This is a genomic window from Variovorax sp. MHTC-1 (genome assembly GCF_003984645.1).
GTDB lineage: Bacteria > Pseudomonadota > Gammaproteobacteria > Burkholderiales > Burkholderiaceae_C > Variovorax.
Window position 1 is genome coordinate 299,832 of sequence record NZ_RWKI01000001.1, and the last position, 22,533, is coordinate 322,364.

The following is a 22,533-nucleotide window of genomic DNA, read 5'->3' on the forward strand; positions in this document are numbered from 1 at the left end:
CGTTGGGAGACGACGCCGCGGGTCAGAAAGTCTCCCAGTCTCCACCGGCTGTGCTGCCCGTGGCCGCCAATTGCTTGCGTTGCGGCGCGGCAATGGCCCGCCGAGGTGGCTGTGGCCCGGCCTGCCGGACCGGGTGGGCGACAGGCCGCGTTTGCACTTGCGGCGCCTTGGGCGGGACCATGACGGGCTGCTCGTCGTCGTCGAGCTTGAAGGTGCCGACGACCTGCGACAGGCTGCCGGCCTGCTCCTGCAGCGACTGCGCCGCAGCCGCCGCCTCTTCGACCAATGCCGCGTTCTGCTGCGTCACCTGGTCCATCTGCGTGATCGCCTGGTTGATCTGCTCGATGCCCTGCGTCTGCTCGTGGCTCGCCGCCGTGATCTCGCCGATGATGTCGGTCACGCGCTTCACGCTGCCCACGATCTCTTCCATCGTCTTGCCGGCCTCGCCCACCAGCGCACTGCCGGCGTCCACCTTGCCGACCGAGTCGTCGATCAGGCCCTTGATCTCCTTGGCCGCCGCGGCCGAGCGCTGCGCGAGGTTGCGCACTTCGGCCGCCACGACCGCGAAGCCCCGGCCCTGCTCGCCGGCACGGGCTGCTTCCACCGCCGCATTGAGCGCCAGGATGTTGGTCTGGAAGGCGATGCCGTCGATGACGCCGATGATGTCGACGATCTTCTTGGAAGACGCATTGATCGAGGCCATGGTGTCGACCACCTGGCTGACGACGCTGCCGCCCTTCACTGCCACTTCGGAGGCCGAGAGCGCCAATTGATTGGCCTGGCGCGCGTTGTCGGCGTTCTGCTTGACGGTAGAAGTCAGCTCTTCCATCGAGGCCGCGGTCTGCTCCAGCGAGCTGGCCTGCTCCTCGGTGCGTGAAGACAGGTCCTGGTTGCCGGCAGCGATTTGCCTGGATGCCACCACGATCGAATCGGTCGATGCCTTGATGCGCGTCACCACGTCGGTCAGGGTGTCCTCCATCTCGCCCATGCCGCGCAGCAGGCGTCCGAAATCGCCGCCGCGCTCGGTTTCGAATTCCTTGCTGAGGTCGCCCGAGGCCACGGTCTCCGCGATGAAGATCGCTTCGCCCAGCGGTTGCATGATGCTGCGCGCGAGCCAGACGGTGCAGCCGATGCCCGCCAGCAGCGCGACGAGCCCGAGGCCCAGCATGAGGTTCTGCGTCGAATCGATACGCCGCGCGAGTTCCGGCGTGATGGAGCTGTCAGCGATGTCATCGAGGCACGCGATGCCGATTGCGACTCCAGTCGCCATCAACAGCAGCACGATCCCGAACCCCATACCCAGTCGGGCACTGATCTTCCAATTGCGCATGTGCTTTCCCGTCGCGGCCGCCAATCTGGGCCGGGTTGTCAGGCTTATCGGCAGCGCGCAGCCGAAACTTGAGGGCTCAGTACCAGGTAATAACCCGCAGTCTCGTGTGCCCTACGCGTCCAACGGCACACCGCCGCCGAAACGGGCTACCCATTGGTCCCACAGTTCCTGGTTGACGCTGGCGAACGGCCACTGCCATGCGGCCAGCATCTGGAGCTGGAAGTTTTGAGCCTGCATCAGGCCCTCGATGAAGGCGGCCTGCCAATCGAGCACGGGCTGCAAGTTGCTGTAAGGGATGGGAAATGGGCTCGCGATGATCATGCCGGTCTCCATGTTGATGTTGATGCGTCGACCAAGCCTAGTGGATGCCGCCCGGTGCTTCAAGCCTGCGCGGCAAGCACCCGCTGCACCTTGCCGCTGCGGCCGCGGCGCCCCGTCTCGCCGCTTCGGCAGTGGATGTGCACCCCTGCCGCGCCCTGCTGTATCAGAAAGGCCGAGAGCGCCGCCCGGGCCCGCCGCAAGCTCGTGTCCGCCGCCGTGCCGTGCAAGCCCGTGCGCAGCAGCAGATCGCAAGGTCCCTGCTGCTCGAGCTGGAAGTCGAACAGGCCGGCATCGTCTTCCAGCACGGTGCTCACCGCGAGCGGCAGGATGCGCACCATCTGCGCACCGGGGCGGCCCAGCCGCAGCGTGTCGTCGTTGCGGCCCTGAACCTCGATCACCGGATGATGGGAGCCGCAGGCGCAGGCCGAGGCGCGCTGCGTGACGCGGTCGCCCAGGTCGTAGCGGATCAGCGGCTGCACATGGTTGGCGAGGTTGGTCAGCAAGGTGGTCGCACCGGCCTCGCCTGCCGGTTCCAGGCGGCCGTCTTCGTCGACCGATTCGAGGATCGCCCAGTCGCAGTTCAGATGCAGGCTGCCGCAGCGGCATTCTGCGGCGAGCGTCAGGAATTCCGAGGCGCCGTAGCTGTTGGCGACCCGGCAGCTCAGAGTCTGTTGCAGAAAATCGCGTGTCGCCGTCGAGAGGTCTTCACCGCCGGTCCACAGCTCGCGCGGCGCCGTCTGGAGCCGGCCGGCGAGGCGCTCCTCCGCCAGCAGCACGGCCACGCTGGGATAGGTGGCGATGACCGTTGGCGCCAACGCATTCAGTTCTGCCACCAGCCCGCTGGCCGGCTGCAGGAACGAGATGCCATGGAGCCTGGCGGCCAGCGCGGGATTCAGTCGCCGCAGCCGCTCGATCGACACCGTGCTGGCGAAGTGGCCGCAGGTCGCTCCGACGAAGGCGACGCGTTCGCCGACGGCCCACGGGTCCATCATCCGCTGAAGCGGCCGCAGCGCGGGCCGCCGCCAGAACTCGAGCGCGTCGTATACCGCCATCGCCCGGGCATCCTGCACGAAGACACCCGGCTCGCCGCTGCTGCCGGAGCTTTCCCACACCACGTAGCGGTCAAGGAAGGGGTCGGCGATGCGAGCGCGGTCGGAAGCGAAGCGGCGCAGCGCATCGAGCCGAAGCGCGGGATCGGCGATCCAGTCATCGAACTGGCGCATCAATTCGGTCTTGTGCGCGATTGGCAGCTCTTCGAGGCGCACACGCGCCGGATCGCGGCCTGCAAGCAGCTTGCGGTACAGAGCCGATCCTCGTGCCGCGGACCTCAGCAAGTCGGCCAGGCGCCGCGCCCGCCGGCGGGCCAGCGCCTCTGCGCCCGCATGCGAGGCCACGGCCACGTCGGCGGCGACGAGGCTCGTGAGCCAGGGATCGAAGGGCGGCAGCATGGGATGGCGGCGAGAGTGGCCGCCATGGTGGACGCACTCGCCGGCAATGCCAAGAAGATTCGCCCGCGGCGCGAGGCCGGCAGGGATTTAGGTAGGGCCTGTTGACAGGCCCTACCGCAGATCGCGGCGGGCCAGCAGCACGTTGCCGCCGGTCGTGTTGAACGAGATGGTCGGGGCGCTGAAGTCGCTCAAGGGAGCACCCAGCCCAATCTCGCCGCTGCCGTGCAGCACGCATTCTTCGCGCCGCAGCGCGATCTCGCCGCTCGCACCGGCGGTTCCGTGGAAGCGGACCCAGGTGCCGTAGGTGCTGACGTCGACCAGCACGCAACTGCCCTGCCGCGCTTCGATGCGCGCATGCAGCCGCGACACGCGCGGGTCGTTGACCACGAACTGGGCCTCGTCGACCCGCCCCAGGTGGATGGGCAGCTCCGTGGCGCGGAACATCGAGCGCACATCCAGCCAGGCGAGTTCGATCTGCCCGAAGGACGAGTCGGCGCCTCGCGCCGGCGCCACCAGCGAAGCCGGCATCGTGAGGAACTCCGAAACCTCGTCCTGCCAGTCGATGCGGTGGACGATCGGCATCTCGTTCTTGCCGCGGATATTGATCGGGCCGAGGCTGCGGTGCCGCACCTCGCCGCCCACCAGTTCGTCGATGACCGATTCCGTGGCCCAGATCTGGCTCGGGCCGGCCAGATCGCTGAGCCGCGAAGCCAGGTTGACCGCGTCGCCGTAGCAGTCGCCGTCGACCTCGACGACTTCGCCGCTCGCCACGCCGATCTGGAGTTCCATCCTGAGCGGTGCGGGCCAGGTCTGGAGCCGCTTCTGGTGGTTGCGCTGAAGTTCCAGCACGGCACGGGTGGCCGTCGCGCCGTTGGCGAATATCGCAAAGACGCCATCGCCCAGCGATTTCACGACGCGGCCGCTGTGCGCTTCGCAAACACCGCCGATCCACTGAATCAGTCTTGTGACAGTGTCGGTTGCCCGTGCATTCCCCATGGCCTCGAAGACCCGGGTGCTCCCCGTCAGGTCAGCAAAAACGACAGTGGGGTGGGCGCTCATTGTGTGCAGTTTTTGGTAGCTCTCGCCGAGGGATTATGGCAAAGCATCGGAAAAACGCCCCTTCAGCGCGTCAAATCGGCCGGGATGTGGCTGCGCCTGTTGCTTTTTCATTTCGATACAGGGGCTTGGCGCTCATTTCATCGGCCAAGTAGAACTTAGGTATCAATTCTTCGCCCAACGCTTGAAGTGATTCGTGAAGTATGTTGTTTTTGAACATGAAATGATGTTTCTACGCTTGTGTGGCACCCTGTGCCGCCTTAACGTAGCAACCCTCAAAGGCTTCCGGCAAAACGCCTTCGTCCCTCATGTCCCTTAGCAGTTTCCTCCGCTTTCTGCCTTTCCCCGGCCTCGGCTTGCGCCGCTCGGCGGACCGTCAGATGGGTCAGATCCGTACCGCGATGCTGTCGCTGCTGCAAGTCCACGGCGGCCATTCCGTCCAGCGCGTTGCGCAGCGCGTTCGCTTTGCCGGCGATCTCGAGGCGCTCTGGTACCTGCGCCAAGACGTGCTGACTGCGCTGAGCGCGATCGATGGCGAAGTTGCCGCACGCCGCCAGATGAGACAGATCAACCGCCTGTTCAAGGGCGGTCTCCCCGGCGCGATGGGCCCCAGACCGCACCACCGCATCACCACCTGAAAGGCTGCTGCATCGCAGCCTTTTTCTTTTTTCAGTGCGCTTGCCGGTGTCCCCACACCATGAAGACATCGCGCGCGTCTGCCGCCACTTCCACCTTGGCCCCCACGGGCAGCAGCACCTTCGTCGGCACGTGACCGAAGGGCAGGCCCGTCAGCACCGGCACCTTGACCAGTTCGCGCAGGCGTGAAACGACGGTTTGCATGCTGAAGCCGCGATCGTGCGGCACCTTCTTGGCGCCCGTGAACTGCCCGAAGATCACCGCCTTCTGACGGCCCAGTACGCCCGCGAGGCGCAACTGGTCGAGCATGCGCTCGACGCGGTAGGGATGTTCGTTCACGTCTTCGAAGAAGAGCACGCCCTTGTCGATCTGGGGAAAGTACGGCGTGCCCAGCAGGCTGGTGAGCACACAGAGATTGCCGCCCCACAGCGTGGCGTCGTGAATGCCGCGAAAGTCCGGCATTGCCGCGGCGTCCCGGGCCGGCATGCGCCAGCCTGTTCCTTCGCCCTGCCCGCTCAGAAGATCGTCGAAGCAGGCTTCCATGATGTCGTCGGCTCCGTCCTCGGCGCCGAAATCTTCGCCGAGGGCGGGTCCGGCCCAGCTCACGGCGCCGGATTTCACCAGGAGCGCGCTCTGCAGGGCCGTGAAATCGCTGAGGCCTACGAACTCGGTGCCGCGCTCGATCGCCTTGGTCACTGCCTTGTAGGGAATGGCATCGAGGATGCGCGTGAGCCCATAGCCGCCGCGCGAGATCAGCGCCACGTCGGCGCGGCTCGCGGCTGCGCGTGCGATGGCGCGCAGGCGGGTGGCATCGTCGCCGGCGAAGCGCTGGTGGCTGTCGAGTGCGGCCTCGTCCAGTTCGACTTCATGGCCCAGCGCCTGCAGGCGCTTCACGCCGCGCCGGAATGCGGCCTTGTTGCGCACGGCGCTGGAGGGCGAGTAGATGTAGATGTGTTTCTTTTTCACGGGGCGGAGTATCCCATTGCGTCTCTTGCCAACCGGGCCGCCTGCACGGCGTCGGGGCCCGAGATGCCCGACGGAATCGGGCCCAGGGCACGCAATGCGGCTTCGTATCCGCGATCCGGGAACGGCGCGCGCCATGCGTCGCCCACGGGCTCGCCGGCATCGGGCGCCAGCAGCGTCAAGGCAAAGCGCGCGGGCATGGCACTGCGCAGCAGCGACGCGAGTTCGGAAGCGCCGGCACTGTGCACAAGGACCAGCGGTCCCGGCGGCAAGCGCTCCAGCCATTCGAACAGCACGTCGCGATGCCAGCTCAGCTGGTGCACCGCCTCCCGCTTGGGCTTGTCGCTCTGACCGAAGCCGATCAGGTCGGGTGCCAGCACGCGCAGCGCCTGCAGGGCCGCGAGGTGGCGGAAGAAGTAGCTCCATTCGCCCGGACCGTGCAGGCAGAGGCAGATGCAAGCGGCGCCGCTCGGCCCCTCGTCGAGGTAGTGCATGCGCCAGCCGTTCAGGCTCGGCAGATCGCTCACGTAGTTCGGCGCGAAGTCGTAGTCGGCGAGCGTGCCGAAGCGATCGGCGGGCGTGCGCAAGGCATCGTCGCGCAGGGGTTCGGCCGCTTCGCGCGCCGCGCTGCGGCGGCCCTTGAAGAAATCCTGCAGCAGATCGCCGCACTCCGCAGCAAGCACGCCGCCCTGTACCTGCGTGCGATGGTTGAGCCGGCTCTGTGCGAACAGGTCGAGTACCGATCCCGCCGCACCGGTCTTCGGGTCGGCCGCGCCGAACACGACGCGGGCCAGCCGCGCGTGCAGCATCGCGCCGGCGCACATGGCGCAGGGTTCGAGCGTCACATAGAGCTCACAGCCGTCGAGGCGGTAGTTGCGAAGCGCCGCACCGCCCGCGCGCAACGCGTTCATTTCGGCATGCGCGCTCGGGTCGTGCCGCGCGACCGGCGCGTTGCGTCCGGTGGCGACGAGCCGGCCGTCCTTCACGAGCACCGCGCCCACCGGCACTTCGTCCGCCTCGGCCGCCAGCCGCGCTTCGGCCAGCGCGAGCTGCATCCAATGCGCGTCAGTTGTCATCGGTCAGGGGGCGCGGCTGCTGCATTGCGGCGTCCAGCGATTGCTTGAACTGCTCTTGGACCTGTTGGCTTTGCGTGCGTGGGTCGGCGGCAGCTGCACTCGCGACGCCGCCCATCTGCTTCCTGACCAGCAGGCCGACGATGACGAGCGCGAGCACGAGGCCGATCAGACCGAGGACCCTCATCTCAATTGCTCCACTGCGTCGGTCTTCATGCCGAGCCGCTGCATCCACGCGGCCAATGCCCGTTCGTCCGGCGTGCCCTCGCTGTAGCGCGCGTACATGGCGGCGTGCGATTCGCGGCGGTGCTGGTTGAGCTTGAGCTTGCATTGCAGCGCCGTCACCTGCAGCTCGAAGCCGACGATGCCGTTCAGCATCTTGTGCTGAAACTCCTCGCCCAGATCGCGCCACTGTTGGGCGTAGGCCGGCTCGTGCTGGCCGATCAGGCGCTTGAGCAGCGCGTCCTTCTCGTTCGGCGTCTCGATCAGCCGGGCCTGCACCGTGCAGTGCACCGCCAGGTAGTTCCAGGTCGGCACGCGCGCGAGGTCGGGGTAGACCGATGGCGACATGTAGGCATGCGGCCCGAGGAAGCTCACCAGCGCCTGCGGCCGCGCCTGCAGGTAGCGCCAGTGGGGATTGGGCTTGGCGCAATGGCCGAAGAGCGCGAAGCCGCCCTCCCCGCGATCGTCGAGCACCAGCGGCAGGTGCGAGACGTAGGGCAGCCCGTCGTCGTCGGTAGAGATCAGGCTGGCAAATGGATGCTCGCGCATCAGCTCCGCAGCGATGGCGCGATCTTGCGAGTTGAACTGGGGTGGCATGTACATGAGGCGGCCCTGGTCGAGGATCGCCCGATTGTCCCCGAGTTGTCAGCGATAGAGCTTTTCAGTTTCCTCGTTGGGGATGCCCTCGATCGGCGCCTCCGCCGTGCCGACCGTGCGTCGCGTGAGCGCTTCCACGCGTTCGCGCATGGCTTGCGGGTCGGCGATCCATTGGGCGTAGAAGTCGTAAGGGCAGTCGGCCACGCCCTTATCGCCTTCGTGCGAGTTGAGGATGCCCGTGTAACCGCGGTGCAGCAGCTTGAACAGGTGGTTCTCCGACTGGCCGTTCTTGCGGAAGTCGCGGATCAGGCTCTTCGAGAGCGCGGCATACTGCACGCCCATCTCTTCCTCGCCGCACTCGCCGAGCGTGCGGCCGTCGAAGCCGATGATCGCCGAGTGGCCGAAGTACGAGTACACGCCGTCGAAGCCCGACGCATTGGCCACCGCCACGTAGGTGTTGTTGGCGAAGGCCATGGCCTTCGAGATCAGGATCTGCTGTTCCTTGGCCGGGTACATGTAGCCCTGGCAGCGCACGATGAGCTCGGCACCCTTCATCGCGCAGTCGCGCCAGATCTCCGGGTAGTTGCCGTCGTCGCAGATGATGAGGCTGATCTTCAGGCCCTTGGGCCCCTCGCTCACGTAGGTGCTGCTGCCCGGGTACCAACCCTCGATCGGCACCCAGGGCATGATCTTGCGGTACTTCTGGACGATTTCGCCCTGGCCGTTCATGAGGATCAGCGTGTTGTAGGGCGCCTTCTTCGGATGCTCCTCGTGCCGCTCGCCGGTGAGCGAGAACACGCCCCACACCTTGGCCTTGCGGCAGGCGGCGGCGAAGATCTCGGTCTCGGCGCCCGGCACCGTGGCCGCGTTCTCGTACATCTCGGCGCTGTCGTACATGATTCCGTGCGTGCTGTATTCCGGGAAGATCACCAGGTCCAGCCCGGGCAGGCCGGTCTTCATGCCTTCCACCATCTTCGCGATCGCCTTGGCGTTCTCCAGCACTTCGGCGCGCGTGTGCAGGCGCGGCATCTTGTAGTTGACGACCGCGACGCCGACGGTGTCCTTGCTGCTCGAAATATCGCCGTGAATCATGATCGGTCCTCGTCTGTGGCCATGGATCGGTGCATTCTGCGAAGCCGGCGGCGGGCGGCGAATACGTTGATTGACGTACCGACAGCGCCGTCCCGAGAGCCCGACGATTTGGCGAGCCATTCGGCGCACGCCAAAATGGGGGCGATGAGCGTCTGCAGATTTCCCCGCCTCGTCTTCGCCCTCCTCTTCCTTCTCGCCTGCATCGCCGGTTGCGCCACGGGCCCCGCGCCCGAAGCGCTGACCCCGATGTCGATCGCGCGCGTCGAGTCCCTCATCGCGCGCATGACAGTGGAGGAAAAGGTCGGCCAGCTGAGCCTTTATGCGCCCGCGGGCACCGATATCGTGGCCAATCCGCAGGCCGCGCGCCAGAGCCTGGAGCAGCAGCTCGCCGACATCCGCGCCGGCCGCGTGACCGGCCTCTTCAACAATGCGGGCCTCGAAGGCAAGCGCCGCGCCCAGCAGGCGGCGGTCAACGAGTCGCGGCTTGGCATTCCGCTCCTCTTCGGCGCCGACATCATCCACGGCTTCCGTACCGTGTTCCCGGTGCCGCTCGCCGAAGCCGCCAGTTGGGAGCCCGCGCTGGCGGAGCGCACGGCCCGTGCAGCCGCCGTCGAAGCCACTGCCGACGGCTTCCGCTGGACCTTCGCGCCGATGGTCGACATCGCGCGCGATGCGCGCTGGGGCCGCGGTGTCGAAGGCGCCGGCGAAGACGTCTACCTGGGCCGCCAGTTCGCGGCGGCGCGGGTGCGCGGCTTCCAGGGCAAGGACCTCGGGCGCGCCGATGCGATGCTCGCCACGCCCAAGCATTTCGCCGGCTACGGCGCGGCCGAGGGCGGGCTCGACTACAACACGGTCGATCTCTCGGAGCGCACGCTGCGCGAGGTCTACCTGCCGCCCTTTCGCTCGGCCATCGATGCCGGTGCGCTGTCGATCATGAGCGCCTTCAACGAGATCGGCGGCATTCCCTCCAACGCCAACCGCAACCTGCTGACCGGGGTGCTGCGCGGCGAATGGGGCTTCCAGGGCTTCGTCGTTTCCGACTACACGGCCGACGAAGAACTCATCGCGCACGGCTTCGCTGCCGACGGACGCGAGGCCGCCAAGCGCGCCTTCCTCGCGGGCACCGACGTCAGCATGCAGAGCGGCCTGTACATGAAGTACCTGCCGGACCTGGTGGCCTCGGGCGAGGTGCCGATGTCGCGCGTCGACGATGCCGTGCGCCGGGTGCTGCGGATCAAGCAGCGGCTGGGCCTGTTCGACCATCCCTTCCGCGGGCTCGAAGACGCGCCGACAGGCCCGCGCTTCGACAGCCCCGCGCACCAGGCGCTGGCGCGCGATGCCGCGTCCCGCTCGATCGTGATGCTCAGGAACGAGGGCGACGTGCTGCCGCTTTCGAAGTCGCGCCAGCGCGTCGCGCTCATCGGCCCCTTCGCCGGCGCCTCCGACCTCTTCGGGCCATGGATGGTCTTTCCCGGCCAGACGCCACCGGTGGGCATCGAGGAGGCGATCCGGAATTCGCTCGCCTCGCCCGAGCTGCTCACGGTGGTGCGCGGCTCGGACGTCGATGCGCCGATTGCGGACGGCATCGAGGCCGCGGTCGCCGCGGCGCGCGAGGCCGATGTCGTGCTGCTTTCGATCGGCGAGAACGAGCAGATGTCGGGCGAGGCGCGTTCGCGCAGCGACATCGAAATCCCGCGGGCGCAGCAGGAGCTCGCCGATGCCGTCGCGGCGACCGGCAAGCCGGTGGTCGTGCTGCTGCGCAACGGCCGCGCGCTGGCGCTCAAAGGCGCGGTGCGCAATGCGCGCGCGATCCTCGTGACCTGGTTCCTCGGCTCGCAGACCGGGCCGGCCATCGCCGACGTGCTGTTCGGCGACGCCAATCCCTCGGGCCGGCTCCCGGTGAGCTTCCCGCAGACGCCCGGCCAGGTGCCCTACTACTACAGCCACAAGCGCACCGGCCGGCCGCAGCTCGCCGACGCGCCGGCCACGTTCTACAAGGCGCGCTACCTGGATGCGAGCAACGATGCGCTGTTCCCCTTCGGCCATGGCCTCGGCTATGCGCGCGTGCGCTACGAAGGGATCGACCTGAGCCCGAGCCGCATGGCCTGGGACGGCACGCTGACCGTGCGCGCGCGCATCGCCAACACGGGCAAGCGCGAGGCCGAAGAAGTGGTGCAGCTCTACATCCGCAATCGCGCCGCCAGCGTGACGCGGCCGGTGCGGGAGCTCAAGAGCTTCCGCAAGGTGCGTGTGCCCGCGGGTCAGACGATGTCGGTCGAGTTCACGCTCTCTCGCAGCGACCTGATGTTCATCGGGCAGGATCTGCAGCCGACGGTGGAGCCAGGCAATTTCGACCTCTGGGTCGGCCCCTCGGCGGTCGGTGGGCTGAAGGCCGGCTTCGTGCTGGCGCCCGGGTGATGCGCCTCAGTGGCTGATCATCCAGGGGCGCTTCGAGGGGAATGTCTTGGCGCCGTTCGGGGTCTTCACCGTCGCGCCTGAGCGGGTGCCCGAACAGCAGCCGCAGCCGGCCGGATGCCTGAGTCGCGCATAGTCGCGCGAGCTGCGCGGCTCGTGCGCAGCGCGTTCGTTGGTCTCGATCGCGCGCCGCGTGCTGCCGGCCATCAGGGCCAGCTGCGGTGCGTGCGCGAACACGCGCGCCGACGGCTCGCCGCAATGCGGGCAGGCGGCGGGCTCGTTGCGTGTCGCGAGCGGGCGAAGGGCGTCGAAGCCGCCGCAGCGGCCGCAGGCATAGTCGTAGGTGGGCATCGATGCGGCCTCAGCGCAGGTCGTGCGACAACGGCATGTCGATCGAGCCGTCGATCATCTTCGTCGGCCCCGCCGCGTTCGGGTTGATGTCGAAGTCGAAGATCTGCGTCGGCAGCCAGAGCGTGGCGCAGGCGTTGGGCACGTCGACCACGCCGCTGATGTGGCCCTGCACCGGGGCCGTGCCCAGGATCGAATAGGCCTGCGCCCCCGAGTAGCCGAACTTCTTCAGGTACTCGATCGCGTTGAGGCAGGCCTGGCGGTAGGCGATGTGCACGTCCAGGTAGTACTGCTTGCCGGCCTCGTCGACCGAGATGCCCTCGAAGATCAGGTAGTCGTTGTAGCTCGGCGTGATCGGACTGGGCTTGAAGATCGGGTTCCTAATGCCGTACTTGGCCATCCCGCCCTTGATCAAGCTGACCTTCATATGCACCCAGCCGGCCATCTCGATCGCGCCGCAGAAGGTGATCTCGCCGTCGCCCTGGCTGAAGTGCAGATCGCCCACCGAGAGGCCGGCGCCGTCGACGTACACGGGGAAGAAGACCTTGGAGCCGCGCGACAGGTCCTTGATGTCGCAATTGCCGCCATGCTCGCGCGGCGGCACGGTTCGCGCGCCCTCGGCGGCGGCCTTCGCCCTCGCCTCGCCGGTCATCTTGCCCATGTGCGCGGTGGCGGCGAAAGGCGGGTTGGCCAGGCCCGGCACGCGCTCCGGGTCGGTCGCGATGAAGTCGATCTCGCGCTTGTTCCACATGTCCAGCATCGGCTTGTCGGGCAGACAGCCGATCAGGCCCGGATGGATCAGGCCCGCGAAGTTGACGCCCGGCACGTGGCGCGAGCTGGTGAACATGCCCTTGAAATCCCAGATCGACTTTTGCGCTTCGGGAAAATGGTCGGTCAGGAAACCGCCGCCGTTCTTCTTAGAGAAGAAGCCGTTGAAACCCCAAAGGCTGTCAGGCTTGGCGCCGATGTCGAGCAGGTCCACCACCAGCAGGTCGCCGGGCTCGGCGCCCTTCACGCCCACCGGGCCCGAGAGGTAGTGCACGGTGCTCAGGTCGATGTCGCGCACGTCGTCGGCGCTGTCGTTGTTCTTAATGAAGCCGCCGGTCCAGTCGAAGGTCTCGAGGATGAAGTCGTCGCCCGGGTTGACCCAGCAGGCCATCGGAATGTCCGGATGCCAGCGGTTGTGGATCATCTCGTTCTCGGTCGGCGACTTCGTGAGGTCGACCTTGATCAGGGTGTCGGTCATGCGTGCTCCTTCTTTGGGGTTCGGTTAAACAGAGAGGTAGGCCTTGATGTGGTTCACGTCGGTCTTGTCGCGCGCGGTCTCGTGCACCAGGCGGCCGCCTTCGATGACGAACAGGCGGTCGGCTACATCGAGCGCAAAACTGAGCACCTGCTCCGACACCACGATCGTGATGCGGCGCATCTTTCGGATCTCGTTGAGCGCCTTCGCGATGTCCTTGACGATCGAAGGCTGAATGCCTTCGGTGGGCTCGTCGAGCAAGAGCACCTTGGGCTCGGTGACCAGCGCGCGCGCGATGGCCAGCTGCTGCTGCTGGCCGCCCGAGAGGTTGCCGCCCTTGCGCCGCTTCATGTCGAAGAGCACCGGGAAGAGCGCATAGATTTCCTCGGGAATGCGCTTGACCTTCGCGTTCTCCAGGCCGGTCTGGATGTTCTCCTCGACCGTCAGCGTCGGGAAGATCATGCGGCCCTGCGGCACGTAGGCGATGCCCTTGGCAACGCGGCGAAAGCTCTCGTCGCGGGACACGTCCTGGCCAGCGACCTCGATCCTTCCGCTCCTGATCGGCAGCACGCCCATCAGGCTCTTGAACAGCGTAGTCTTGCCCATGCCGTTGCGGCCCATGACGGCGATGGTCTCGTTGGCCCTGGCCTCGAAGGAGATTCCGTGCAGCGCCTCGCTCTGGCCGTAGGCGACGTGAAGGTCCTGGACGCTCAGCATGATGTGCTCCTCTCTGTTGAAACTTGGCAAGCGGTGTGTGGAGCGGGTGAAGCGTTCGGGGCGCGTGCCGAGGACAGCGGGTGGCCCCCTCCGCAGAGCACACCGTCGGCGTGATCCCGCCCCAGCGCGTGGAGGACGCAGCGAATCGAATTCATCTCAGTGCCCAAGGTAGACGTCGATCACCTTCGGATCGGCCTGCACCTTCTCCATCGGCCCTTCGGCCAGGATCTTTCCCTGGTGCATCACGGTGACCTTGTGCGCGATCTGCTTGACGAAATCCATGTCGTGCTCGATCACGATCACCGCGCGGTTCCTGCAGATGCGCCTGAGCAGATCGGCCGTCAGCTCGCGCTCGCGCGCACTCATGCCGGCGATCGGCTCGTCGAGCATCAGGAGCTCGGGCTCCTGCATCAGCAGCATGCCGATCTCCAGCCATTGCTTCTGGCCGTGCGAGAGCAGGCCGGCCTCGGCGCGCAGCTTGCCTGCCAGGCCGATGTCTCCGGCCACCGCCTGCACCTTGGCCTTGACTTCCTCGTCGCACCGGAAGGCCAGCGCGCCGAACACCGAGCGGCCTTTCGGAAAGGACACCTCGAGGTTCTGGAACACGCTCAGGTTCTCGTAGATCGAAGGCGTCTGGAACTTGCGCCCGATGCCCAGCCGCACGCGCTTGTGCTCGGCCATCTTCGTGAGCTCGGTGTTCCGGAATTTGATGCTGCCGCTCGTGGCCCGGGTCTTGCCGCAGATCAGGTCGAGCAAGGTGGTCTTGCCGGCGCCGTTGGGGCCGATGATCACGCGCAGCTCGTTGCGGTCGATGTAGAGGGTGAGGTCGTCGATGGCCTTGAAGCCGTCGAAAGAGACGCTGAGGTCTTCCACTGCCAGCGCGAAATCGGTGTTGCTGCTCATGAAGAATCCTCAGGCGCTCTGGCTGCCGACGCCGTCGGGCAGCGAGGGTTCGTCGACGCTGCGGCCCGCCTTCGGCGGCGGCTCCGGATAGTGCGCCTGCGCGGCAGCGAGCTGCTCGGCATGCAGCTTGCGCTCGGCCGCACGTCGCAGCCACCAGGGCCTGAGATGGCTGTCCCACAGCCCGGCCAGGCCCATCGGGAAGGCCAGCGTGACGCCGATGAAGAGCGCCGCCATCAGGAACAGCCACAGGTCCGGGAAGCTCTCGGAAAAGAAGGTCTTGCCGGCATTCACCAGCAGCGCGCCGTAGACCGCGCCCACCAGGCTCATGCGCCCCCCGACGGCCGCGAAGATCACCATCTCGATCGACGGCACGATGCCGACGAAGGACGGCGACATGAAGCCCACCTGCAGCGCGAACATCGCACCGCCGATGCCCGAGAGCGCGGCCGCGAGGCAGAAGGTGAAGACCTTGAAGTTCGAGACGTCGTAGCCCGAAAAGCGCACCCGGTCCTCCTTGTCGCGCATGGCGAGCAGCAAGGTGCCGAGCTTGCTCTTCTGGATCCACAGGCACAGCAGGATGCTGGCCATGAGCAGGCAGACGCAGAGGTAGTAGAGGATGTACTTGGCGCTGTCGGTGCGCGTGTCCCAGCCGAGCACCGTCTTCAGGTCGGTCATGCCGTTGACGCCGCCGGTGTAGCCCTGCTGGCCGATGATCAGCACCGAGAGAATGAGCGCCACCGCCTGCGTGATGATCGCGAAGTACACGCCGCCGACGCGGCGCTTGAACATCGCGAAGCTGATCAGCCAGGCCAGCGCGGTCGGCAACGCGATCACCAGGATCAGCGTCAGCGGCAGGCTCTTGAAGGGCAGCCAGAGCATCGGCAGCTCGGTGATCTGGTTCCAGTCCATGAAGTCCGGAATGCCCGGCGTCGACTGGATCTTGGTGGTCTCGGGGTCCGAAGCTTCCAGCTTCAGGAACATCGCCATCGCGTAGCCCCCGAGCCCGAAGAAGACGCCCTGCCCCAGGCTCAGCACGCCGCCGTAGCCCCACACCATCACCAGGCCGACGGCGACGAAGGCATAAGTGAGGTACTTGCCGACCAGGTTGAGGCGGAAGATGTCGAGCGTCGCCGGCAGCACGACGGCCAGCAGGATCGCCAGCACGATGACGCTGAGCAGGCCTGAGCGCTTGAACGAATCGATGAACATTTTCATTTGGCGATGACTCCGATACGTCGCATCCGCGCCTTATTCCAGGAACACCGCGGAACCGGCTTTGCCGGGCCGCCGGTGTTGCCCCCTGCAAGGGGGTTGGCGTAGCGACACGAAGTGCGCGAAGACTGGGGGTGGGTTCTCATCGCCGCACCTTGACGGCGAACAGGCCTTGCGGGCGCATCATCAGAATGAGCACGATCAGCGACAGCGTCAGCACCTTGGCCATCGAGCCGGTGATGAAGAACTCCGAGATCGACTGCGTCTGCGCGATGCCGAAGGCCGAGACCACCGTGCCCAGCAGGCTGGCCGCGCCGCCGAAGGTGACGACCAGGAAGGCGTCGACGATGTAGAGCTGGCCCGAGGTCGGCCCGGTGGACCCGATGGTGGTGAAGGCCGCGCCCGCCACGCCGGCGATGCCGCAGCCGATCGCGAAGGTCAGGCGGTCGGTTTTCTTCGTATCGATGCCGGTCGCGTTGGCCATCTGGCGATTGGCGACCGTGGCGCGTACGCGCAGGCCCCAGCGGCTCCGGTGCAGCGCGACCAGGATGCCCGTCGTGACGAAGGCGGTGAGCGCCAGCACGAAGAGGCCGTTGATCGGGATGTCCAGACCCTCGGCCGGCGCCCACGAACCCATCAGCCACTCGGGCAGCGTCGGGCTCACTTCCTTGGGGCCGATGCCGGTGCGGAAGATCTGCTGCAGTCCGAGGCTGATGCCCCAGGTGGCGAGCAGCGTGTCCAGCGGGCGCTTGTAGAGATGGCGGATCAGCCCCCATTCCACCAGCCAGCCGGCGATGAAGGCGAACACGAACGCCATCGCGATCGCGAGCGGAAAGTAGTACGGCGCGAACGCCGGCGCATGCGCCTCGGTCAGCGTCGAGCCCAGATAGATCGTGTAGGCGCCGATCGTCATGAATTCGCCGTGCGCCATGTTGATGACGCCCATCTGGCCGAAGATGATCGCGAGCCCGAGGCCCATCAGCAGCAGCACCGCGAACAGGCTCAAGCCCGCGAAGCCCTGCATCAGGCCGATGTTCAGCATGTCACTGAAATTCATCTCGAAGGTCCCTTGGTTGTGACTCCTTCCCCCTCTGGGGGAAGGTTGGGATGGGGGCCAGCAGCGGCGACGCGCGCGCCGCGTGCCCCCACCCTGCCCCCCCGGAGGGGAGGGAGCGAAGTCCTTACTGGTAGCCTTTGGGGAACGGATCGGGCTTGATCAATTCGCTCGACTCGGCAACAACCTTGAAGCTCCCATCCGGCAAGCCTTGCCCGATGCGCGCCTTGCTCCACAGGTGGTGGTTGGCGTCCAGCTTCACGTAGCCCTCGGGCGCCGTCTTGAGCTCGATGCCCGGCGAGGCGGCGACCACCTTGTCGACGTCGAAGCTGCCGGCCTTCTCGACCGCGGCCTTCCAGAGCCAGGGGCCGAGGTAGCCGGCCTGGGTGACGTCGCCGATCACCGCGTCCTTGCCGTACTTGGCCTTGAAGGCGGCGACGAACTTCTTGTTGTTCTCGTTCTGCAGCGTCTGGAAGTACTTCATCGACGAATAGAAGCCGGCGAAGTTCTCGCCGCCCACGCCCGTCATCTCGTCCTCGGTGACTGCCAGCGTCAAGAGAAACTGCTTGTCGCCGGTGATGCCCGCGGCCTTCAGCTGCTTGTAGAAGGCGACGTTGGAGCCGCCCACCACCGCAGCGAAGATGCAGTCGGGCTTGGCGACCTTGATCTTGTTGATCAGCGAGTTGAAGTTGGTGTGGCCCAGCGGGTAGTACTCCTCGCCCTTGACCGAGCCCTTCTGGAAGTTCTCAATGTGCTTGCGCGCGATCTTCATCGAGGTACGCGGCCAGATGTAGTCGGAGCCGACCAGGAAGAAGGTCTTGGCCTTCTTCTCCTTCGCACCCCAGTCCAAGCCCCAGATGATCTGCTGCGTGGCCTCCTGGCCGGTGTAGATCACGTTCTTGCTCTGCTCCAGGCCTTCGTAGAAGGTCGGGTAGTACAGGAGCCCGTTCTCCTTCTCGAACACCGGCAGCACCGCCTTGCGCGAGGCCGAGGTCCAGCAGCCGAACACCGTCGCGACCTTGTCGTTGACCAAGAGCTTCTTGGACTTCTCCGCGAAGGTCGGCCAGTCGGACGCGCCGTCTTCCTTGATCACCTTGATCTTGCGCCCGAGGATGCCGCCCATCGCGTTGATCTCGTCGATCGCGAGCTGCTCGGCCTGGATCGAGCCGGTCTCGGAGATCGCCATCGTGCCGGTGGACGAATGCAGCTGGCCGACCGTGACCTCGGTGTCGGTCACCGCGAGCTTGGTGGTGTTCACCTTGGCCGTCGGGAACTGCTGGCCGACGGCGAGGCCGCCGAGGCCCAGCATCGGCAGCGCGGCGGCGCCCTGGATCAGACGGCGGCGCTGCAGCTGCAGCGGGTCGAGGGAGGTATGGGGGTCGCGGGACATATCGAGCTCTCCAGGCAGGTTGTGAAAAGGCCGGGCTCCTCCGCACCACCGCTGTGCATCCAGCCGGCGGTGCGCCGAGCACCTTGGCCGCCACTCTAGGAAGAGAGCCGCGCGATCCGAATACGTCAATCAACGTATCGGGGGTTGGCCGAGCTCGTGGCGACACTGTCCGCCTTGCCCGGAGGCCCAGCGGGAGCGCTTCTTGCAACGCATGCCTTCCACTGCCGAGCGCCGGAACACCATGCAGCCATCTGTGACAGGCCAGAAGATCTTCAGGATTCGCCGCGACTACAACGCCTGGGTCGCCGACGAGACGCTGGAGGACTACGCGCTGCGCTACACGCCGCGCAGCTTTCGCAAGTGGTCGGAGTTCCGGGTCGCCAACACGGCCTTCGGCGCCACCTCCTTCCTCGCGCTGGAAGCCATCGGCGGCACCATCGCGCTCGCCTACGGCTTCTCGAACGCGCTGTGGGCCATCCTGGTGGTGGGCCTGATCACCTTCCTCACCGGCCTGCCGATCGGCTACTACGCGGCCAAGTACGGGCTGGACATGGACCTGCTCACGCGCGGCGCCGGCTTCGGCTATCTCGGCTCGACGCTCACATCGCTGATCTACGCGAGCTTCACCTTCATCTTCTTCGCGCTCGAGGCGGCCATCCTCGCGCTCGCGCTGCAGCTCTACTTCGGCTGGCCGCTGCCCGCGTGCTACCTGGTCTCGTCGCTGGTGGTGATCCCGATCGTGATGTACGGCATCACCCTGATCTCGCGGCTGCAGCTGTGGACCCAGCCAATCTGGATGGTGCTGTTCGTCTGTCCCTACATCGCCGTGCTGCTGAAGAATCCACAGGCCTTCGGCGATTTCACCAGCCTCTCGGGCCGCATCTCATCGAGCAGCGGCTTCGACGCCGTCATGTTCGGCGCCGGCGCGACGGTGGCCTTCTCGCTGGTGGTGCAGATCGGCGAGCAGGTCGACTACCTGCGCTTCCTGCCGGAGAAGACGCCTGTCAACCGCCGGCGCTGGTGGGGCGCCGTGCTGATCGCCGGCGCGGGCTGGATCGTGCCGGGCATGCTGAAGATGCTGGGCGGCGCCTTCCTGGCCTTCCTTGCGCTGCAGCACCAGATCCCGAGCGAGCAGGCGGTGGAGCCGACGCAGATGTACCTGGCCGGCTTCGGCTACGTGTTCGGCAATCCGGCCTGGGTGCTGGGCGCCACCACGCTCTTCGTAGTGGTCTCGCAGATCAAGATCAACCTCACCAACGCCTATGCCGGCTCGCTGGCCTGGTCGAATTTCTTCGCGCGGCTCACGCACAGCCATCCGGGCCGCGTGGTCTGGCTCGTGTTCAACGTGATGATTGCGGTGCTCCTGATGACGCTGGGCGTGTTCGCCGCGCTCGAGAACGTGCTGGGCCTCTACAGCAACCTCGCGATCGCCTGGGTCGGCGCGCTGGTGGCCGACCTTGTCGTCAACAAGCCGCTGGGCTGGAGCCCGAGGCACATCGAGTTCAAGCGCGCGCACCTCTACGACATCAATCCCGTCGGGCTGGGCGCGATGCTGGTGGCGGCGCTGCTGGGCATCGTGGCCTATGCCGGCGCGCTGGGTCCGCTGGCGCAGGCCTTCTCGCCCTTCATCGCGCTCCTGACCGCCCTCATCGTCTCGCCGCTGCTCGCCTGGTGGACGCGCGGCCGCTACTACCTCGCGCGCAGCAGCGACACGCCCTGGGCGGCGGGCCAGAGCGTGAAGTGCTCGGTGTGCGAGAACGCCTTCGAATCGGAGGATATGGCCCACTGCCCGGCCTACAACGCGCCGATCTGCTCGCTGTGCTGCACGCTGGAGTCGCGCTGCCACGACCGCTGCAAGACCGGCTCGCGCGCGGCCGAGCAGGTCAACACCTGGCTGACGGCGCTGCTGCCGCCCGCGCTCTCGGCGCGGCTCAACTTCCGCGTGGCACGCTATCTGGTGGTGGCGAGCTCCTTCATCCTGCTCCTGGCCGTGATCATGGGCGTGGTGTACGAGCAGCAGCTGATCCAGAGCACGGTCGAGCGCGGCGCGCTGCGCGATGCCTTCCTCAAGGCCTTCGCGCTGCTCTCGCTGTCCGCTGCGCTGGGCGCCTGGTGGGTGGTGCTCGGCAGCGAAAGCCGCGAGATGGCGCAGGAGGAATCGAACCGCCACAACCACCTGCTCACGCTGGAGATCGAGGCGCACCAGCGCACCGACGCTGCGCTGCAGGCCGCCAAGGACGCGGCCGAGGCCGCCAACCAGGCCAAGACGCGCTACGTGGCCGGCATGACGCACGAGCTGCGCACGCCGCTCAACAGCATCCTCGGCTACTCGCAGATCCTGCTGAAGGAAGACGGCAAGCAGATCCCGCCGCGCGACGCGCTGCAGACCATCCACGCGAGCGGCGAGCACATGCTGAGCCTGATCGACGGCCTGCTCGACCTGGCGCGCATCGAGGCCGGCCGGCTGCAGCTGGAGCGCATGCCGCTGCCCTTGCCCGAGTTCCTCGACGAGGTGGTGCGCATGGTGCGCCCGCAGGCCGAGGCCAAGGGCCTGGCCTTCGTCTTCACCAAGAGCGGACGGCTGCCGGCCTGGGTGCAGGCGGATGCCAAGCGGCTGCGGCAGATCCTGATCAACCTGCTCGCGAACGCGGTGCGCTTCACCGATTCCGGCACGGTCACGCTGCATGTCGACGCGCGCCGGCAGGTGCTGCGCTTCGATGTCGTCGACACCGGCATCGGCGTCGCGCCCCAGGACCACCAGCGCATCTTCCTGCCCTTCGAACGCGGCGCCGCCGGCCGCCAGCGCGGCGAACCGGGCACCGGTCTGGGCCTGACCATCACCGGCCTGCTGACCTCGCTGATGGGCGGCGAGCTCAACCTGGCGACGAGCTCGGCCACCGGCAGCACCTTCAGCGTGCGCGTCTACTTGCGCGAGGTGCCCGATCCCGGGCCGCAGGCCGAGCCGCAGCGCCAGATCTCCGGCTACTTCGGCCCGCGCCGCACGCTGCTGGTGGTGGACGACCAGCCGGTGCAGCGGCAGATGCTGGCCGGCATGCTGGCGCCGCTAGGCTTCGACGTGCGCGAGGCCGCCAGCGGCACCGAGTGCCTCGACAGCCTGCGCGAGCACGTGCCCTCGGCCATCCTGCTCGACATCAGCATGGACGACATGGACGGCTGGCAGACGGCACAACTCATTCGCGCCGCCGGCTTCGACGCGGTGCCGATCGTGATCGTCTCGGCCAACGTGTTCGAGAACCAGGGCGAGCGACTCCGCGCTTCCGGCTGCCAGGCCTTCATCGGCAAGCCGGTGATCGAGTCCGAACTGATCCTGACGCTGGAGCGCCACCTGGGCCTCGAATGGATGGTGCCCGGCCATGCACCACCGCCGGCCGAAGCCGCACCGCCGCAGCAGCTGGGCCTGCCGGAAGACGCGCGCGCCGAGCTGATGAGCCTGGTGCAGCTCGGCCATGTGCGCGGGCTCCAGCGTGCGCTCGACCGCCTCGCTGCCGAAGATGCGGCGCTGGCCGCCAGCTGCAGCTACCTGCGGCGCATGGTCATGCGCTTCGAGCTCGAGGAGTTCAAGAAAGCCTTGTCGGAGGATCTGCTGCATGTGTCCAACCCCTGAAAGCGAACGGCCCGTGGTGCTGGTGGTCGACGATGCGCCGAGCAGCCTGGGTGTGCTGTGCGACACGCTGGAGGCCAGCGGCTACACGGTGCTGGTGGCGGGCGATGGCGAATCGGCGCTGCGCCTTCTGGAGCTGGTGGTGCCCGACGCGATCCTGCTCGACGGCCTGATGCCCGGCCTGTCGGGCTTCGACACCTGCCGGCGCATCAAGGCCAATGCGGCGCTGGCCCATATCCCGGTGCTCTTCATGACCGGGCTTTCCGAAACGCCGCACGTGGTCGAAGGCTTCGAGAGCGGCGGCGTCGACTACGTGATCAAGCCGATCCGCGCACAGGAGGTGCTGGCGCGCCTGCACACGCATGCGCGCAACGCCCACATCGCGCGCATGGCGCGCGACGCGGTCGACGTGGCGGGCATGGGCGTGGTGCTGATCGATGCGCAGGGCCGCGTGGCCTGGCGCTCGCCGCAGGCTGCGCTGTGGCTGCATGCCTTGGGCGAGCCCTCGGCGCCCGGCCAGTTGCCGGTGGCGCTGGACCCGGTGCTCACGGGCGGCGCGAGCGTGGTGCTTTCGACCCTGGCCGGCACCCGCCTGTCGGTGCGCAACCTGGGCACCGCCACGCTGGGCGAAACGATGCTGCTGCTGGCACCGCACAAGGAGGGCCCTGCCGGCACCTCCCGCCTGGCCGATGCGGCGCTGACGCCGCGCGAGACCGAGGTACTGTCCTGGCTCGCCAAGGGCAAGACCAACCGCGACATCGGCGAGATCCTCGGCATGAGCCCGCGCACGGTCAACAAGCACCTGGAACACATCTTCGAGAAGCTGGGCGTCGAGACGCGCTCGGCCGCAGCTGCATTGGCGAGCGGGCAACTGGGTTAGGAGCTTGGTCG

21 protein-coding genes are annotated in these 22,533 nt (G+C 67.0%); 4 read left to right on the forward strand and 17 right to left on the reverse strand.

Annotation, left to right across the window (positions count from 1 at the left end; genetic code table 11):
• Positions 1-22: 22 nt before the first annotated feature.
• The 5 genes from EJI01_RS01410 to EJI01_RS28605 form a co-directional block, all read right to left on the reverse strand.
• On the reverse strand, positions 23-1,330 hold the full coding sequence (locus EJI01_RS01410; RefSeq protein WP_126835325.1) for a methyl-accepting chemotaxis protein: 1,308 nt from the start codon (positions 1,328-1,330) through the stop codon (positions 23-25).
• Between the two features lie 111 nt (positions 1,331-1,441).
• The gene (locus EJI01_RS01415; protein WP_260602263.1) at positions 1,442-1,651 is read right to left on the reverse strand and encodes a hypothetical protein; all 210 of its coding nucleotides are present in this window, start codon (positions 1,649-1,651) and stop codon (positions 1,442-1,444) included.
• 59 nt (positions 1,652-1,710) lie between these two features.
• The gene (locus EJI01_RS01420; RefSeq protein ID WP_126835327.1) at positions 1,711-3,099 is read right to left on the reverse strand and encodes a phenylacetate--CoA ligase family protein; all 1,389 of its coding nucleotides are present in this window, start codon (positions 3,097-3,099) and stop codon (positions 1,711-1,713) included.
• Between the two features lie 111 nt (positions 3,100-3,210).
• The gene (locus EJI01_RS01425; protein WP_126835328.1) at positions 3,211-4,158 is read right to left on the reverse strand and encodes an adenylate/guanylate cyclase domain-containing protein; all 948 of its coding nucleotides are present in this window, start codon (positions 4,156-4,158) and stop codon (positions 3,211-3,213) included.
• Between the two features lie 70 nt (positions 4,159-4,228).
• Positions 4,229-4,375 (reverse strand): hypothetical protein, encoded by a 147-nt coding sequence (locus EJI01_RS28605; protein ID WP_185878780.1) that lies wholly within the window; start codon positions 4,373-4,375, stop codon positions 4,229-4,231.
• A 160-nt stretch (positions 4,376-4,535) separates the two neighbouring features.
• On the opposite strand from EJI01_RS28605, the gene EJI01_RS01430 reads away from it, so the two are divergent.
• Positions 4,536-4,793: a hypothetical protein gene (locus EJI01_RS01430; RefSeq protein ID WP_260602264.1), complete on the forward strand. Its 258-nt coding sequence runs from the start codon at positions 4,536-4,538 to the stop codon at positions 4,791-4,793.
• Positions 4,794-4,824: 31 nt separating this feature from the next.
• Here the strand turns inward: EJI01_RS01430 and EJI01_RS01435 are convergent, their stop codons facing one another.
• Genes EJI01_RS01435 through EJI01_RS01455 form a run of 5 tightly spaced genes read right to left on the reverse strand, consistent with a single transcriptional unit; the run spans position 4,825 to position 8,738 of the window.
• Positions 4,825-5,757 (reverse strand): LD-carboxypeptidase, encoded by a 933-nt coding sequence (locus tag EJI01_RS01435; RefSeq protein WP_126835330.1) that lies wholly within the window; start codon positions 5,755-5,757, stop codon positions 4,825-4,827.
• Positions 5,754-6,830, reverse strand: a complete 1,077-nt coding sequence (gene tadA, locus EJI01_RS01440) for a tRNA adenosine(34) deaminase TadA (protein ID WP_126835331.1) — start codon at positions 6,828-6,830, stop codon at positions 5,754-5,756. Before tadA ends, EJI01_RS01435 begins: the two co-directional genes overlap by 4 nt.
• Positions 6,820-7,014, reverse strand: coding sequence for a hypothetical protein (locus EJI01_RS01445; protein WP_126835332.1), 195 nt, complete (start codon positions 7,012-7,014; stop codon positions 6,820-6,822). Before EJI01_RS01445 ends, tadA begins: the two co-directional genes overlap by 11 nt.
• Positions 7,011-7,652, reverse strand: a complete 642-nt coding sequence (locus EJI01_RS01450) for an FMN-binding negative transcriptional regulator (RefSeq protein WP_126835333.1) — start codon at positions 7,650-7,652, stop codon at positions 7,011-7,013. Before EJI01_RS01450 ends, EJI01_RS01445 begins: the two co-directional genes overlap by 4 nt.
• A 42-nt stretch (positions 7,653-7,694) precedes the next feature.
• Complete coding sequence (locus EJI01_RS01455) at positions 7,695-8,738, reverse strand: aliphatic amidase (protein WP_126835334.1); 1,044 nt, start codon at positions 8,736-8,738, stop codon at positions 7,695-7,697.
• A 246-nt stretch (positions 8,739-8,984) separates the two neighbouring features.
• On the opposite strand from EJI01_RS01455, the gene EJI01_RS01460 reads away from it, so the two are divergent.
• Positions 8,985-11,156 carry a glycoside hydrolase family 3 N-terminal domain-containing protein gene (locus tag EJI01_RS01460; protein WP_260602265.1) on the forward strand — a complete coding sequence of 724 codons (2,172 nt, stop codon included), beginning with the start codon at positions 8,985-8,987 and terminating at the stop codon, positions 11,154-11,156.
• A gap of 6 nt (positions 11,157-11,162) precedes the next feature.
• Here EJI01_RS01460 and EJI01_RS01465 read toward each other — a convergent pair whose 3' ends face one another.
• The 7 genes from EJI01_RS01465 to urtA form a co-directional block, all read right to left on the reverse strand.
• Complete coding sequence (locus tag EJI01_RS01465; protein WP_126835336.1) at positions 11,163-11,504, reverse strand: FmdB family zinc ribbon protein; 342 nt, start codon at positions 11,502-11,504, stop codon at positions 11,163-11,165.
• A gap of 10 nt (positions 11,505-11,514) precedes the next feature.
• A complete protein-coding gene (fmdA, locus tag EJI01_RS01470; RefSeq protein WP_126835337.1) occupies positions 11,515-12,747 on the reverse strand; it encodes a formamidase in 1,233 nt (410 codons plus the stop codon).
• A 24-nt stretch (positions 12,748-12,771) separates the two neighbouring features.
• Positions 12,772-13,461: an urea ABC transporter ATP-binding subunit UrtE gene (gene urtE / locus EJI01_RS01475; RefSeq protein WP_126835338.1), complete on the reverse strand. Its 690-nt coding sequence runs from the start codon at positions 13,459-13,461 to the stop codon at positions 12,772-12,774.
• Between the two features lie 156 nt (positions 13,462-13,617).
• The gene (gene urtD / locus EJI01_RS01480; RefSeq protein WP_126835339.1) at positions 13,618-14,364 is read right to left on the reverse strand and encodes an urea ABC transporter ATP-binding protein UrtD; all 747 of its coding nucleotides are present in this window, start codon (positions 14,362-14,364) and stop codon (positions 13,618-13,620) included.
• Positions 14,365-14,373: 9 nt separating this feature from the next.
• On the reverse strand, positions 14,374-15,579 hold the full coding sequence (gene urtC / locus EJI01_RS01485) for an urea ABC transporter permease subunit UrtC (RefSeq protein WP_126835340.1): 1,206 nt from the start codon (positions 15,577-15,579) through the stop codon (positions 14,374-14,376).
• 139 nt (positions 15,580-15,718) lie between these two features.
• Complete coding sequence (urtB, locus tag EJI01_RS01495; protein ID WP_126835341.1) at positions 15,719-16,633, reverse strand: urea ABC transporter permease subunit UrtB; 915 nt, start codon at positions 16,631-16,633, stop codon at positions 15,719-15,721.
• Between the two features lie 124 nt (positions 16,634-16,757).
• Positions 16,758-18,020, reverse strand: coding sequence for an urea ABC transporter substrate-binding protein (gene urtA, locus EJI01_RS01500; protein ID WP_126835342.1), 1,263 nt, complete (start codon positions 18,018-18,020; stop codon positions 16,758-16,760).
• Positions 18,021-18,261: 241 nt separating this feature from the next.
• Between urtA and EJI01_RS01505 the strand changes: the two genes are divergently transcribed.
• Both EJI01_RS01505 and EJI01_RS01510 read left to right on the forward strand, forming a co-directional pair.
• Complete coding sequence (locus tag EJI01_RS01505) at positions 18,262-21,645, forward strand: ATP-binding protein (protein ID WP_260602266.1); 3,384 nt, start codon at positions 18,262-18,264, stop codon at positions 21,643-21,645.
• Positions 21,629-22,522, forward strand: a complete 894-nt coding sequence (locus tag EJI01_RS01510; RefSeq protein ID WP_126835344.1) for a DNA-binding response regulator — start codon at positions 21,629-21,631, stop codon at positions 22,520-22,522. The genes EJI01_RS01505 and EJI01_RS01510 overlap by 17 nt, the downstream gene beginning before the upstream one ends.
• Positions 22,523-22,533: the final 11 nt, after the last annotated feature.